Below are 13,687 nucleotides of genomic sequence, written 5' to 3'. Positions count from 1 at the left end.
ACACATCCGTGTCACTCATGCAGGTCCGTGATCTCGATGAGGTGCTCAGGCCCGCTGAGCACGCCGTCCTCCGTCATGATGCGCACCTGCCCGCCGTCCGGGACCAGGGCCAACCGCACCTCCATCGACCCGTCGCCGGTGACCGCCTTCACCTCGGTGTCGCCCGGCAGCCGCGCCGCCAGCGCATCCCCCAGCAGCGACAGGAACAGCCGGAACGCCCGCCGGTCCAAGACGCCCAGATCCGACAGCAGGACCTTCCCGGACGTACGCAACCGGACCCGCGCCGCCGCCGTCTCCGCGGCCTCCTGGTCGGCGCGCTCGCGCAGCAGCCTGCGCATCTGCGACCGGTCCTGGACGCGGTTGGGCCTGCCCCGCCGCTCGTAGGAACCGGTGCGGCGCAGCTGCGGCGAGATCCGCACCGGCGGTGCGTCCGCCCACGGCGCGCCCTGCGCCCCTTCCCACGCCTCCACCGTCGCGGCGGTGACGGTGAGATGCCGCGCGGACGTCAGCCCGAACGCCGCCCGCCACAGCCGGTGCATCGCCGCCTCGTCGGGGACCTCGGCGAACCAGCGTGCCAGCGTCCGGAAGTCGGCCGACCGGTCCGACCGGCCCGAGCGGCGCTCGTTCAGCAGCCCCACCGTGTCGACCAGCTGCTTGATCGCCGTGACCGCGGACTGACGCAGCAGCCGCGCCTGCGACGGGCGATCCGCGCCCCCGGAGACGAACCAGTCGCGCAGGCCACGCCACCGGTTGCGCCACGACTCCAGCGCACCCGCCTCGGCCCGGCCGAACGCCTCGGCGGCGTCCGCGCCGTCCGGGACCGCGTCGGAGGCCTCCCGTCCCGCCGCCAGGCCCAGCAGACGCTCGTGGCCGCGCGCTTCGACCTCGTCCAGCAGCCTCGCGATGTGCGCGCCGGAATTGGCGAGATCAGCGATGAACCGGTTGACGTAGTCGATGAGCCTTTCCTTGTAGGCGATGAACCCCTCGATGTCGCCGTCGGAGAAGTCGATCGCCCGCCGCAGCGACGACATGAACGCCTGCGCGTTGTCGGCCAGGGAGGAGAACCGGTCCGCGAGCGTCAGCAGGAGCAGATGGACCTTGGCCGGATCCGGGTCGTCCTCGCCCGCCAGCGCCGACAGGGCCGCGAGCTGGTCGGCGATGTCGGCGAGCGCCACCGACTGGAGCACACCGCGCTGCCCGATCGCCTCCTCGTAGAACGCGATGGCCTGCTCGGCGGCGTGACCGGCCGCGGTGAGCTGGAACAGGAACCGCTTGCGGTGGAAGTCCTCGACGGAGGTCACCCGGCCGGTGTCGGCGTCGGCCCGCAGGTTGCCCCACTCGACGAGCTTCTCCAGCGCCTGGGTGAGCTGCTCGTCGCTGTCGCGCCGCAACTCGGCCGCCACGTCCTCCGGACGCAGATGGACGATGAACCGTTCCTTCGCCCGCGCGAACGAGCGCAGCACGTCCCGATACAGAGCCGCGTTCGGAGCGCTGAGATACGCGAACGGCTGCGGCCCTACCTCCCCCGAGCCCGGATTCGCCATCGCTCCATTGTCACCCCCGGACGCAGCGGAACGTACCGACTCCGCCACACTCGCGGACGATTCCTCTCATGCCGCCGGGCGGACGAGGGCGACCGGGGGTCAGGCCGTGATGGGTCGTGCGGCGTCGATGTAGACCTCGAACAGCCGCGGCGTGTTGTGGTGCGGCTTGCTGAGCACCTGCGCCCAGCATTGCGCGACCAGATCGCGTGCCTTCGTCCCGGGCCAGGGCTGCGGAAGCAGTTCGGGGGGGAGCAGCGGGTCGGGTTCCATCGCGTGGGTGAACTCGGCGGCCAGCTCGATGACGATGGTCAGCCGTTCGGCCTCCGGTAGATCGGTCCGGAGCCGGGTCAGCCGCTCCGCCGCGACCTCGATGAGGCGGGTGTGCCGTTCGGCGATCTCGTCCAGTGGCCAGAGCCCGCGGACCAGGGCCTGAGCGTCGGCCTCCCCTCCGATCCGCAGATCCCGGCTGGTGAGAAGGGTGAGGTGAGCCTGGACGCCGAGCCTGGCGGCCTCGGCCTCGATCAGTTCCTCCCAGGCGTTGGCCGAGGCGTACAGGCCGCCCTGCACGGGGGCGCCGCCCAGTCGAACGATCGTTTCGCGCAGCGCGTCCCGTGCGGGCCGTTCCTGCTCCGGGATCGCGAACCCCGCCAGGTGCCACATCCCGTCCCACGGGGCCTCGCCGCGGTCCTGCTGGTACATCAGCCGCACGAACTCGATGTCGGGCTCGATCGACCGCCGTGTCTCGGTGGTCGCCCGCAGGGTGGCCTTGCGCCCGCGTCCCTCCTGGACGAAGCGGCCGTCGGTCACCAGCCGCTTGATGGACAGCCGCACCTGCTGGTCGGTCATCCCGAGAATCCCCGCCACCGCGTAGAGGTCACCGCAGTCCACGGTGCCGTCCGCGCGGACCATCGCCTCCACCAGCACCCGGCTCGGTATCTCCTGCATGGTGGCAATTGTAGTACGCTCGTTTTTGCAACGATCGTATTCGATATGAACGAAAAGGAGGCGGACGTGCGCAAGCGGATCTGGGTTCCGCTGCTGGCCGCACTGGTGCTGGTCGCCGCCGCGGCCGGCTGGGTGGTCTACCAGAACGACTACGACCTCGCGGAGCAGAAGGTCACGATCACCGGTGGCGCGCAGCCGCTTCAGGGGGTGCTGGCCTTGCCGGCGCACGGCCGCGGGCCGTACGGGCTGGTGGTGTTCGTCCATGGCGACGGGCCGGCCGACGCCACCCAGGACACCTTCTACCGGCCCATCTGGGAGGCCATGGCCAAGGCCGGCTATGCCTCGCTGTCCTGGAACAAGCCGGGCGTGGACGGAGCGCCGGGCAACTGGTTGCACCAGAGCATGCAGGACCGGGCCGACGAGACGGTCGCGGCGATCGAGTGGGCCAAGCGGCGCTCTGACATCGACCCCGACCGGATCGGGTTGTGGGGCGCCAGCCAGGCGGGCTGGGTCATGCCCAAGGTGGCGAGGCAGTCGCCCGACGTGCGGTTCGTCGTCGCCGTCTCACCCGCGATCAACTGGCTCCGGCAGGGCCGGTACAACCTGCTCGCCGAACTCCGCGCCCGGCACGCCTCGCCGAGCGAGACCGCGGCCAGGATCGCTCAGAGCGACAGGGAGCGCAGCGCGTTCCGGACCGGCCAGACCTACGAGCGCTACAAGGCCGCGGGCGGTGATGTGAGCGGCATCTCGCGGGACCGGTGGGCGTTCATAGCCAAGAACCACACCTCGGACGCGTCCGCCGACCTGGCCGCGGTACGGGTGCCGGTGCTGCTGGTCCTGGCGGGCCACGACATCAACGTCGACGTCGCCGACACCGAGGCCGGATATCGCCGGCACGTGCGTATGCCAGGTCAGTTGCGGATCCTGCGCTATCCGGACGCCACCCATGCGCTGGTGCGCAAGGACGTCGAGGACTCCACCGTCAAGACCGTCGTGGTCGCCATCGCCGCGCCCAGGTCCCTGTTCGTCCCGGGGTACCTGCGTGACCAGCGGCGCTATCTGGAAGAGGGCGGCCGTTGACCGCGGTGACCAGGCGGATCAGTGACGCCGCGCCGCCGACCGCGCTGGCGAGCGTGAGCCAGAACCAGAACATCGTCCAGGTGTCGGGTATCGGGAGGAGCAGCGCGATGAGGATCGGATAGCACAGCACGAGCACATGGAGCCGCCGTTCGTCGCGGATCCGCCGGCGCATCGCCGGATCCGGGCGCAGCCCGCGGACCATGACAGCCCGCCAGGTGTGCACCGCGGTCCCGTAGAGGCCGACGAGCATCGCCAGGCCGACGAGCTGGACCCACTCGGGCACCCTGCGCTGATCCGGTGTCGAGACCGGTAGGGCCATCGCGGCGAACAGCAGGGCCCCCGCCCCCTCGGCCACGATCAGTCGGCTCGCCGGTCGCTCGCGGAACAGCATGATCAATTCGCTCATGGTCTACACGATCGTAGCTGAAACGAACGTTGAAGTTGTGATCACCGAAGGAGGAGCCCGTGAAGATCCTTGCCCTCGGCGGGCCCGGCGCGATGGGCCGGGTCGCGGTCCGCATCGCCACCAGCCTGCCCGGTGTCAGGGAGATCACCGTCGCTGACCGTGATCTGGACGCGGCCCGGCGGCTCGTCCGCGAGCTGGCGGGTTCCCGGGTCACGTTGCGGGCTCGGAAGGTCGACGTCACCGACGAGGTCGAGCTGGACGCGATGCTCGCCGGGGCGGACATCGTCCTCAACACCGTCGGTCCGTACTACCGGTTCGGCCCCGACGTGCTGCGAGCGGCGATCCGCACCCGCACCGACTACATCGACATCTGCGATGACTGGGAAGCCACCCTGCCGATGCTCGACCTCGACGCCGGCGCCCGCGCGGCCGGTGTGCGCGCCGTGGTCGGCATGGGCGCGAGCCCCGGGATCAGCAACCTGCTCGCGGCGAGGGCCGTGTCCTGCCTCGACGTCGTGACCGACATCCACACCGCCTGGCCGGTCGATGTTCCCGGCTCCGGTGCCGGCGACACCGATCTGGACGGACCCGGCGGGCGCCCCAGCGCCGCCGCGGTGCACTGGATGCAGCAGATCAGCGGCACGATCGCCGAGGTGAACGACGGGCAGACTGTGCGGCGGCCGCCACTGCGGCCGGTCACGCTCGACCTGCCCGGTGGCCGCAAAGGCACCGCCTACACCGTCGGGCATCCCGAGCCCGTGACCCTGCGGCGCAGCTTCCGCCCGTCCGGCGACTCGGCCAACCTCATGGTCATCACGCCCGGGACCGTCGCCTACCTGGACGTGCTGCGCAGGAACATCGACAGCGGCCGGCTCACCAACGAGACGGCGGCCGCGAACCTCGCCAGACCCACACTGCGGCACGCTCTTCAGGCCGCCCTGCGCGCCCCCAGGCTGAAGGGGCCCGGTTCCCTGCCGCTGTTCTTCGCCGCCGCCACCGGGACGAAGGACGGCAGGGAGACCACGGTCCTGGCCCATCTGACCGGTTCGACCGCGCTCCTGAAGGACATGGCCGAAGCCACCGGGCTCCCGGCCGCACTGGGGCTGTCCCAACTGGTCGACGGAACCGTCGACTGCCCCGGCGTCCACCCGCCCGAGGCGGCCATCGACACCGCCCGGTTCTTCGCCGACCTGACGGAGCACGCGGCGCCGGTCACGGTGATGATCGAAGACCAGCCGGTTGCGCGCGGATAGCCGGTACCCCCTCGGTGCGCGTCATCGGACGTACCGGCTCGCTTTGGTCGCGGAGTGGACCATGTACTCCAGCGGGCCGCGCCGGAAGTACCGGGACCACACGAACGCCGGGACGGTCACGGCGCCGATGAAGCCGAGCAGGAGGTGCGGCGGCCAGGACGGCAGGTCGTCGGTGCCCAGCGGCAGGAGCACGACGATGTGCGCGACGTACGCGGTCAGCGACATCGCGCCGACCGCGATCAGCGGGGTGGCCAGGCGGCGCAGCCAGGGGAGCATGTCGACGGCGGCCAACGCGGCGGCGAGCACCATGAGCGCCGCGCCGGTGCTGCCGACCGCCCAGGGGGTGGTCTCGCTGTGCGGTGCGGCGGTCAGCAGCCAGGCGGCTCCGCCGGCCGGATCGCCGTCGACATCGGACCACCAGGCCGACGGCGCCTCGGTCGCCGCCATGAGATTCGGGAAGAGCTGGAAGGCCAGCCATGATCCGCCGTATCCGAGCGCCGTGAGGAACCCGCCGAGTGCCGCCAGCCGAACGCGGACGGTCGCCGAGGTGAGGTCCAGACGGCCCACGGCCATTCCCGCGATCAAGAAGGGCAGGTAGGTCAGCGCCGGGTAGGAGCCGGTGAACAGCAGGTCGAGGAAGCCATCGCCGCTCAGCCGGTCGAGCGGATCGATGCCGCTGTCCGCGGGGCCGTCCAGGAAACCCTGGATCACGTACGAGAGCTGCGGACCGGACAGCGCCCACCCGGCCGCGATGAGGGCCAGCGTCCGGGCGCGGAGCCGGATCAGCGGCAGGGCGAGCAGGAAGTACACGCCGTAGTAGGCGAGGATCACCTCCACCGAGGTTCCGGTCATGGTCAGCGCGGTGCCGAGCACCAGCAGGATCGCCGCGCGAATTATGATCTTCGCCGCGGCCTGCCTGCCGGGACGGCCGGTCTTCGGTGTGGTGCGCCCCGCGATGACGACCAGCGTCACTCCGGCGAGCAGCGCGAACAAGGGCATGGATCTGCCATGCGTCAACTCCACGAGCGTGCCCGTCGCCCCTCCGTCGGAGGGGTCCGGACCGACATGCGCCGCGTACATCCCGAAGAGCGCGAGGCAACGGGCCAGATCGATGCCCAGCAGACGGCCGGTCGTCGGAGCGACTTTCTCTGTCGCCGAGGCATCGCGCTCGGCCAGGGGAGTCTCCTGCGTCATACAGTCGACTGTCGCGATCCGGTGAGGCCGATCCCATCCGCTGCCCTTCCAGAGGCGCCCGGCCGGTCGGCCGGACCGACCCCCGCCGTCCGGCGGGTGTTCATGGCCGTGGCCGGGCCCGCTCACATGAGGCGTGGTAGGAAACGACAGTGATCCGCGTGCTTGTGGTAGATGACGAGGCACTGATCCGTTCCGGCTTCACCCACATCCTCAACGCCGCCGACGGCATCGAGACGGTCGGCGCGGTCGCGGGTGGCGAGGCGCTGCGCGCCGTCCGGGAGCTCCGCCCTGACATCGTGCTCCTCGACATCCGCATGCCGGACGTCGACGGGCTGACCGTGCTCGCCGCCGTTCGCCGGCTGCCCGATCCCCCCGTGGTGGCCATGCTCACCACGTTCGACACCGACGAGTTCGTGGCCGGTGCGCTGCGGGCCGGCGCCGCCGGGTTCCTGCTGAAGGACACCGACCCCGAACAGCTGGCCCACCTGGTACGCACCCTCGCCGGCGGCGGAGTCGCACTGTCCTCCAAGGTCACCCGCACGGTCGTCGACGGCTATCTGGACGCCGGGTCCCAGGCGCCGGCCGTCCGCGCCGTGGCACGGTTGACCGGCCGGGAGCGGGACGTGCTCGCGCTGGTCGCCGAGGGGTTGTCCAATGCCGAGATCGGGGCCCGGGTGCACCTGAGCCCGTCGACCGTGAAAGATCACGTCAGCGCGATCCTCGCCAAGCTGGAGGTCGGCGGACGCGTCCAGGCCGCGCTGCTGGCCGACCGCGCCGGGCTGCTCGCCCCGGATGATGGGGACGGCACGTGAGGACGGGCGGCCGGCGCACGATCCCCGGCCCCCTGCTGGACGTGGGCTTCGTCGCCGTGTCGCTGCTCGACGCGTGGATTCAGGTGGACCTCGACGTGCGGTCCGAAACCGCGAGCGCCGCACTCGCCTCGTGCGCCCTGCTGCTGCGCCGCCGCGCGCCGCTACCCGCCTTCATCCTGACCATGCCCGCCGCCCTGACCTCGTCCGCCGTGGCCGCCACGCTGATCGCCATGTACGCGCTGGCGGCGCACACGCGCCGCCGGTCGCTGCTGGCGGTCTGCGCGGTGGCCTTCGCCGGCTGCTACATGGTGCCCTGGCCGGCGCCCAAGATCGGCGCCATCGTGGCCGTCTCGGACGTGCCGGCCCTCGGCTACGGGCTGGCGCTGGGCGCCGCCCCGGCCCTGCTTGGCCAGCTCGTCCAGGCCCGCCGCGACCTCGCCGCCCGGCTGGCCGAGATCACCGAGGTACGCGAGCACGAGCAGTTCCTCGCCGCGCAGAGCGTCCTGGCCAAGGAACGCGCCCAGCTCGCCCGCGAGATGCACGACGTCGTCTCCCACCAGGTCAGCCTGATCGCGGTCCGCGCCGGCGCGCTCCAGGTCAGCACCGGCGATCCGGACGCCAAGGATGCCGCGACCACCATCCGGCGGCTGAGCGTGCAGACCCTGGACGAACTGCGGCACATGGTCAGCGTGCTGCGCGCCTCCGGCAGCCCGCCCACGGAGCTGACCCCGCAACCGACCCTCGCCCAGCTCCACGCTCTGGTCGCCGGCTGCGGCATCGAGGCCGACCTGGAGATCGACCTGGCCGGCGACCTCCCGGCCCCGGTGCAGCGGGCCATCTACCGTACGGTGCAGGAGGCGCTGACCAACGTCCGCAAACACGCCCCTGGCTCCACCGCCAGGGTCGAGGTCCGGCAGCGAAACGGGAAGGTACGCACTGCCGTTACCAACACCGCCCCGACCAGGCCCGCCCTTCCCCTCCCCAGCGCGCATCACGGCCTGATCGGCCTGCGCCAACGCGCCGAACTTCTCGGTGGCGCCCTGGAAGCGGGCCCCACCTCCGACGACGGCTACCACCTTCGCCTCGACCTCCCAGTCACGTCCCACTGACCAGCACCGGCGCGGCCGCGAAGGGCTTGAACGGTTCCGGGCCCTGGATGCGTATCACCTCTGTGATGCCCGTGAGGCTTGGGCGTCCAGCGGCGCGGATCGTGCGGTTCGCGTGGAACGGCTCTGAAAGGCTCTGACCATCATGGGGCTGTGGTCGGCGGTGCGGTGGGTGCGCGCGGCGAGCTTCGCCGCCGGCTGTGCCCTCCTCGCGGCCGGCGCCCACCTCGTCGGCGGCGGACACGTCCACCGGGTCGCCCTCGTCACCGGTTTCCTGACCGTGTTCGTGCCGGCGTTGGCGCTGACCCGGCGGGAACGCACGATCGCCACGATCCTGCCCGCCGTCGCGGTTTGCCAGGTCGTTCTGCACGTCATGCTGTCGCGTTCGTCCGAGGGACACGCGATGGCGATGCCTGCCGCCGGGCCGGGCGACCAGCCCATGATGGCCGATGCCCATGGCGGCTCGCCCGGACTGGGCATGCTGCTCATGCACGCCGTGGCGGTGCTGGTCACCTCGTGGTGGCTGGAGCGCGGCGAGGCCAGGCTGTGCGGGCAGATGCGTCGGCTGGCCCGCTGGGTGTTGCGGACGTTCGCCCGTGTACGGCCGATGCCCGCGTACGGTCCGGCCCGTCCGATGCGACCAGGCCCCAGGGTGGGTAGGGCGCTTCGGACCGTCATCCTGCGATACGCCATGGTCAGGCGTGGACCTCCGGAGAGTGCCGCCGCTCTCGGCTGACGTCCCTGAGGTGTCGCCGGTCCGAGCGGGACTTCTGAGTACCGGAGTGGAGCGCGGCAGCCGTCCCATCGCCTCTTTCGCGGTGGACGGACGGGGCAGCGCGCCTCCGGTGGTAGGGACACCTCGCTCTCACCAAAGCCTGGTGCGAGCGCCTCCGACCCTTCGCGGCCAGTGCGGCGGTTCCGCCTGCCTGGCATGCGCCTCACCAGCCCTGGCGTCACGTCCTTGGAGCGGGCATGTCCAAGACTTCTGAGTCCGATCGCCCAGTGAACGATCTCGAACTGACCGACCCTCCGGCGGGCGCGACCACCGCCGTCCGGCCGGATGAAGCGCGTTCGCGCCGAACCGCCGAACCGTCGGTGTGGCCGCTGGTGCGGCGGCTGCATTTCTACGCCGGCGTGTTCGTGGCCCCTTTCCTCGCGATGGCGGCGCTGACCGGCCTGGCCTACGCGTTCACCCCGCAGCTCGACGCGCTGGTGTATCGCGACGAACTGCGGGCCGAACGCGTCACCGGTGCGTCCTTGCCGCTCGCCGACCAGGTACGCGCCGCCAGAACCGCGCACCCGGAAGGAACGGTCGCCACGGTCATTCCGCCCACCGTTGCGGGCGCCACGACGAAGGTCGTCCTGTCGGTGCCGGAGCTGGGCGAAAAGCAGCGCACCGTGTATGTCGACCCCTACACCGGCCGGGTGCGGGGGGAGCTGACCACCTGGTTCGGATCGACACCCCTGACCGCCTGGCTGGACGAGCTGCACCGCAGCCTGCATCTGGGCACGGCCGGGCGCCTGTACTCGGAGACGGCCGCCAGCTGGCTGTGGGTCATCGTCGCAGGCGGGCTGCTCCTGTGGTTGGGTCGCCGCCGCCACTATCGGGGCCGCGGCCCCCGACGCCAGGCGCTCATGCCGGACGGCTCGGCCAAGGGCGTCCGCCGCACCCGGAGCAGGCACGCCGTCACCGGTGTCTGGCTGGGCGCGGTCCTGTTGTTCTTGAGCGCGACCGGTCTGACCTGGTCCGACCACGCCGGGGCTCGCTTTGACGAGGTCCAGGCGGGACTGCGGGCCACCGCCCCGGAGCTGAACACCGCCCAGCCCGGCACCGCGCCGGGGGCGAGCGGCGGCCGCGCGCACCACGGCGGCGATGTCGCCTCCGCGGGGACGGTCGATCCGGCGGACGACGTCGACCTCGTGCTGGCGGTCGCACGCGGGGAGGGGCTGTCCGGTCCGCTTGAGATCAGCCCTCCCACGGACGCTCACAGCGTGTGGAGCGTCGCCCAGGCTGACAACCAGTGGCCGGTGCACCAGGACAAGATCGCCGTCGACGCCTCCACGGTGCGGGTCAGCGCGCGCGTGAACTGGGCGGACCACCCGTGGCTGGCGAAACTGTCCACGCTCGGCATCCAGTTCCACATGGGGCGCCTGTTCGGCCTGCCGAACCAGATCCTGCTCTCGGCCACCGCGCTCGGTCTACTGGGAATCATCGGCTGGGGTTACCGGATGTGGTGGCGGCGCCGCCCGACCCGCAACGGCCGGCGCGCGCCGTTCGGACGGCCGCCCGCGCGCGGGAGCTGGCGGCGGCTTCCGCGTCCGCTGCTGCTCCTCGGCATCCCGGCCGTCCTGTTCGTGGGCTGGGCGATCCCCCTGTTCGGGATCACCCTGCTCGCCTTCCTGATGGTCGACGCGATCGCGGGTGCCCTGCACCGCCGTCGGACGCCCACGGACACCACGGCGTGACCGACTCGTCGCCGAAGACGTACTCGACGTCGTCGCGCACGTCTAGCGTCCTTCGGCGCCGAGTTGGCGCAGCAGTTCGCGGTTGTCGATGCGCACCCACTCCTCGACGAGCCGCCCTTGATCGTCGAAGCGGAAGATGTTGATCAGGTCGAACACGACCCGTTCGCCGTTGGGCGGCAGCGAGCCTGCCGGTGACTGGGTGAACTCGCGGACGAAGGTGCCTTCGATCCAGGTCTGGCAGGCGATGCGGTCGCCCTCGGCCACGACGATGCCGCGCCGGATCGACCGGTCGTCGAAGGCGTCGCGCACCGCCGCGAAGTAGGAGTCGAGCCCGGCGTAGTCGGACTCGAAACCGTCCGGTCCGTGGAAGCGGAACTTCTCGGTGTCGAAGTACGTCGCGGCCTCGGCCACGTCCTCGCCCGATACCTCCAGCTCACCGGCGCGGACCAGGCGTGCGACGAGTTCGTCGCGGGTGAAGTTCTGTGTCATGGGCCCAGCTTGCCCCGCTCGACGTATGCGGTCCAACAATGATTCGGCATCTCTTCCATGACGAACGCGCATGGTAATCTCGGCCATGGCCGAGTTCACCATCACCGGTCTCCACGTCGTCCACCAGGTCGCCGCCGCGGGATCGTTCACGCGGGCCGCCGAGATGCTCGGTTACACCCAGTCGGCCGTCTCCCGCCAAGTCGCCGCCATGGAGACCGCGGCCGGAGGGCCGCTGTTCGACCGTCGAGGACGCGGTGTGGCGCTCACCCCGGCGGGCCAGGTGCTGGTCCGCCGCGCGACCGAGATCCTGGCCGACCTGGCCGCGACCGAGATGGAACTCGCGGGCCTGCGCGATCGGCTCGCGGGTCGCCTCGCGATGGGTGCCTACCCCACCGCCGCCATGGCGTTGGCCCCGCGTGCGATGGCGCAGGTGATGTCCGGTCATCCTGGTCTCGCCGTGGTCCTGGAAGAGGCCTCGACGCCCGCCCTGCTCCGGCGGCTCCGGGCCGGCAGGTTGGACGTGGCGGTCATCGGTGTGGGCCACGGCCTGCCGGGCTACGACCTGAGCGAACTCAGGCAGACCACGGTGCTCAAAGGCGATCTCCTGGTGGCCGTCCCCGACACGCACAGGTTCGCGGGCCACTCCGTCATCACCTTGCCGGACCTGGCCCAGGAGCACTGGATCGCCGGGGACGGCGCGGCGAACGCGCCGCAGTTCGGAGCCTGGCCCACCCTGACCGATCCCACCATCGCCTACACCGCGCGTAGCTGGCCCACGCGCCTCGGCCTGGTCGCGGCCGGCCTGGGCATCACGGTCATCCCCGACCTGGCCTTGCCGGCATTGCCCGCGGGGGTTCGAGCGGTGGCCGTCACCGACGGCCACTGGACCGGCCGCGCGACCCTCGCTGTGACCCGCCCGCGCCCTTCCGCGCAGGCACAGGCGATGGTGACAGCTCTACAGAGCCAGGCCAGCGGCCTCCACGACACCTGACTCCGGATCACGACCTCGGCCTTGATCCGCCGATCGATTCGAACAGCATGCTCGTTCCGAGACCGCCCAGAGGTGGGTTCCTCCGGACGGCGGGCGCCACGTGGACGGCGGTGGAGTTGATGTGCCCGCGTACCCTGTCGATTCAAAGCATGTGGACATGGGTGAGGGGTTCGCAAGATGGCACCAACCGGCGGGGCGCTCGCTGAGCTGCGGCGTACGAACCTGAAGAAGGTTGTTTCAGCACTGCGACAGAGCGGGACGTTGTCGCAGTCGGAGCTCGCGAGGGTGACGGGGCTGTCGGAGGCGACCGTTTCGAATCTCGTCCGTGTACTCATCGAGGAAGGTCGAGTCAAACTCTCGAAGGGACGGCGGAACGGTCGGAGCGTCAACCTGGTCGAGCTGGACGCGGCGGCCGAGGAGCTCGCTCTGGCTGTCACGGTGGCGCGCGAGGCGATCACTGCGGCGGCGGTCGACCACGAGGGCTCGGTCCTGGCCGAACGGTCGCGGCTGCGGGGCCAGGAAACCCCGTACGACGAGGAGCGATCCACCCTCGTGGAGTTGATCCAGGAACTGCGCGCCGTCGACGGGGTGTCGTCGCGGCCGCTCGCCGGTGTGGGGCTGGCGCTGTGCGTCTCCATTGACCCGGTCTCGAACACCGTCCCGGTGGGGTTCGGCGGGCATCTGCCGGCGTTCGACCCGTCCTGGTACGGCGCCGACGTGACGGGCGAGCTGGAGGACGAGACCGGTCTCCCCGTACGGCTGATCAATGATTGCGACGCCGCGCTGCTGGCCGAGGTGCGATGGGGCGCGGCCCGCGGCTGCCGGGACGTGCTCTATCTGCATCTGAGTTCCGGCGTCGGCGGCGCGTTGATTCTCGGTGGGCTGCTGTATCGCGGCGGGCTGGGCGGGATCGGGGAGCTCGGGCACTCCTCCACCGACACGAGCGGCAGGCTCTGTGTCTGCGGGAACCGCGGCTGCCTGGAGACGAAGGTCGGCGGCGAAGCGCTGCTGAGCCATGTCGCCGCTCTCCACGGGGACGACCTCGCACTCGGCCGGCTCGCCGAGCTGGCCCGCTCCGGCGATCCCGGCTGCGTCCGGATCGTCACCGATGCGGCGCAGGACATCGTCAGCGGGCTGGCGAACGTCGTCGCGGTGCTCGCGCCCCAGCGCTTCATCCTGGGCGGCGAGCTGGCGGCCGCCGGGCCCGCACTCCTGGATCCGGTCAGCCACGGCATGCAGCGGATGGCGAGCCCGCGCAACTGGCGCGGGAACGTCGTCCTGGCCGAACTCGGCGGCCATGCCATCGCGATCGGAGCCGCACGGTTCGTCTTCGGGGGCACCGAGCTTTGTCTTCAGTCTATGAAGTAACTTTCTGGTTCTGAGTTTTTATCATTTCAAAGC

General features: G+C 71.1%; 13 protein-coding genes. 8 read left to right on the top strand and 5 right to left on the bottom strand.

Going from position 1 to position 13,687, the window contains the following annotated elements:
• Positions 1-11: 11 nt before the first annotated feature.
• Positions 12-1,544, bottom strand: coding sequence for a TIGR02677 family protein (locus AMA02S_RS00330; protein ID WP_067449772.1), 1,533 nt, complete (start codon positions 1,542-1,544; stop codon positions 12-14).
• Positions 1,545-1,643: 99 nt separating this feature from the next.
• Positions 1,644-2,489 carry a PaaX family transcriptional regulator C-terminal domain-containing protein gene (locus AMA02S_RS00325; RefSeq protein WP_067449771.1) on the bottom strand — a complete coding sequence of 282 codons (846 nt, stop codon included), beginning with the start codon at positions 2,487-2,489 and terminating at the stop codon, positions 1,644-1,646.
• Positions 2,490-2,534: 45 nt separating this feature from the next.
• Between AMA02S_RS00325 and AMA02S_RS00320 the strand changes: the two genes are divergently transcribed.
• Positions 2,535-3,569: an alpha/beta hydrolase family protein gene (locus AMA02S_RS00320; RefSeq protein WP_084264368.1), complete on the top strand. Its 1,035-nt coding sequence runs from the start codon at positions 2,535-2,537 to the stop codon at positions 3,567-3,569.
• On the opposite strand, the gene AMA02S_RS00315 is transcribed toward AMA02S_RS00320, so the two are convergent.
• Positions 3,472-3,975 (bottom strand): hypothetical protein, encoded by a 504-nt coding sequence (locus tag AMA02S_RS00315; protein ID WP_157430280.1) that lies wholly within the window; start codon positions 3,973-3,975, stop codon positions 3,472-3,474. The genes AMA02S_RS00320 and AMA02S_RS00315 overlap by 98 nt on opposite strands.
• Positions 3,976-4,034: 59 nt before the next feature.
• Here AMA02S_RS00315 and AMA02S_RS00310 point away from each other — a divergent pair, with 59 nt between their 5' ends.
• Entirely contained in the window at positions 4,035-5,228 is a 1,194-nt protein-coding gene (locus AMA02S_RS00310) for a saccharopine dehydrogenase family protein (RefSeq protein WP_067449766.1), read from the top strand.
• A 21-nt stretch (positions 5,229-5,249) separates the two neighbouring features.
• On the opposite strand, the gene AMA02S_RS00305 is transcribed toward AMA02S_RS00310, so the two are convergent.
• Positions 5,250-6,422 carry a DUF418 domain-containing protein gene (locus tag AMA02S_RS00305; protein ID WP_067449765.1) on the bottom strand — a complete coding sequence of 391 codons (1,173 nt, stop codon included), beginning with the start codon at positions 6,420-6,422 and terminating at the stop codon, positions 5,250-5,252.
• 149 nt (positions 6,423-6,571) lie between these two features.
• Here AMA02S_RS00305 and AMA02S_RS00300 point away from each other — a divergent pair, with 149 nt between their 5' ends.
• The 4 genes from AMA02S_RS00300 to AMA02S_RS00285 all read left to right on the top strand — a co-directional run bounded on the left by AMA02S_RS00300 (position 6,572) and on the right by AMA02S_RS00285 (position 10,806).
• Entirely contained in the window at positions 6,572-7,234 is a 663-nt protein-coding gene (locus tag AMA02S_RS00300; protein WP_067449764.1) for a response regulator, read from the top strand.
• On the top strand, positions 7,231-8,343 hold the full coding sequence (locus AMA02S_RS00295; protein ID WP_067449762.1) for a sensor histidine kinase: 1,113 nt from the start codon (positions 7,231-7,233) through the stop codon (positions 8,341-8,343). The genes AMA02S_RS00300 and AMA02S_RS00295 overlap by 4 nt, the downstream gene beginning before the upstream one ends.
• 142 nt (positions 8,344-8,485) lie before the next feature.
• Positions 8,486-9,076, top strand: a complete 591-nt coding sequence (locus AMA02S_RS00290) for a hypothetical protein (RefSeq protein WP_067449761.1) — start codon at positions 8,486-8,488, stop codon at positions 9,074-9,076.
• Between the two features lie 266 nt (positions 9,077-9,342).
• A complete protein-coding gene (locus AMA02S_RS00285) occupies positions 9,343-10,806 on the top strand; it encodes a PepSY-associated TM helix domain-containing protein (RefSeq protein WP_218004800.1) in 1,464 nt (487 codons plus the stop codon).
• A gap of 42 nt (positions 10,807-10,848) precedes the next feature.
• Here the strand turns inward: AMA02S_RS00285 and AMA02S_RS00280 are convergent, their stop codons facing one another.
• The gene (locus AMA02S_RS00280; RefSeq protein ID WP_067449758.1) at positions 10,849-11,295 is read right to left on the bottom strand and encodes an ester cyclase; all 447 of its coding nucleotides are present in this window, start codon (positions 11,293-11,295) and stop codon (positions 10,849-10,851) included.
• Positions 11,296-11,380: 85 nt separating this feature from the next.
• On the opposite strand from AMA02S_RS00280, the gene AMA02S_RS00275 reads away from it, so the two are divergent.
• Both AMA02S_RS00275 and AMA02S_RS00270 read left to right on the top strand, forming a co-directional pair.
• Entirely contained in the window at positions 11,381-12,286 is a 906-nt protein-coding gene (locus AMA02S_RS00275; protein ID WP_067450100.1) for a LysR family transcriptional regulator, read from the top strand.
• Positions 12,287-12,463: 177 nt separating this feature from the next.
• Positions 12,464-13,654 carry an ROK family transcriptional regulator gene (locus AMA02S_RS00270; RefSeq protein ID WP_084264367.1) on the top strand — a complete coding sequence of 397 codons (1,191 nt, stop codon included), beginning with the start codon at positions 12,464-12,466 and terminating at the stop codon, positions 13,652-13,654.
• Positions 13,655-13,687 lie beyond the last annotated feature (33 nt).

It is taken from the genome of Actinomadura macra NBRC 14102 (assembly GCF_001552215.1).
GTDB lineage: Bacteria > Actinomycetota > Actinomycetes > Streptosporangiales > Streptosporangiaceae > Spirillospora > Spirillospora macra.
This window is presented reverse-complemented; position numbering and strand designations above follow the sequence as displayed.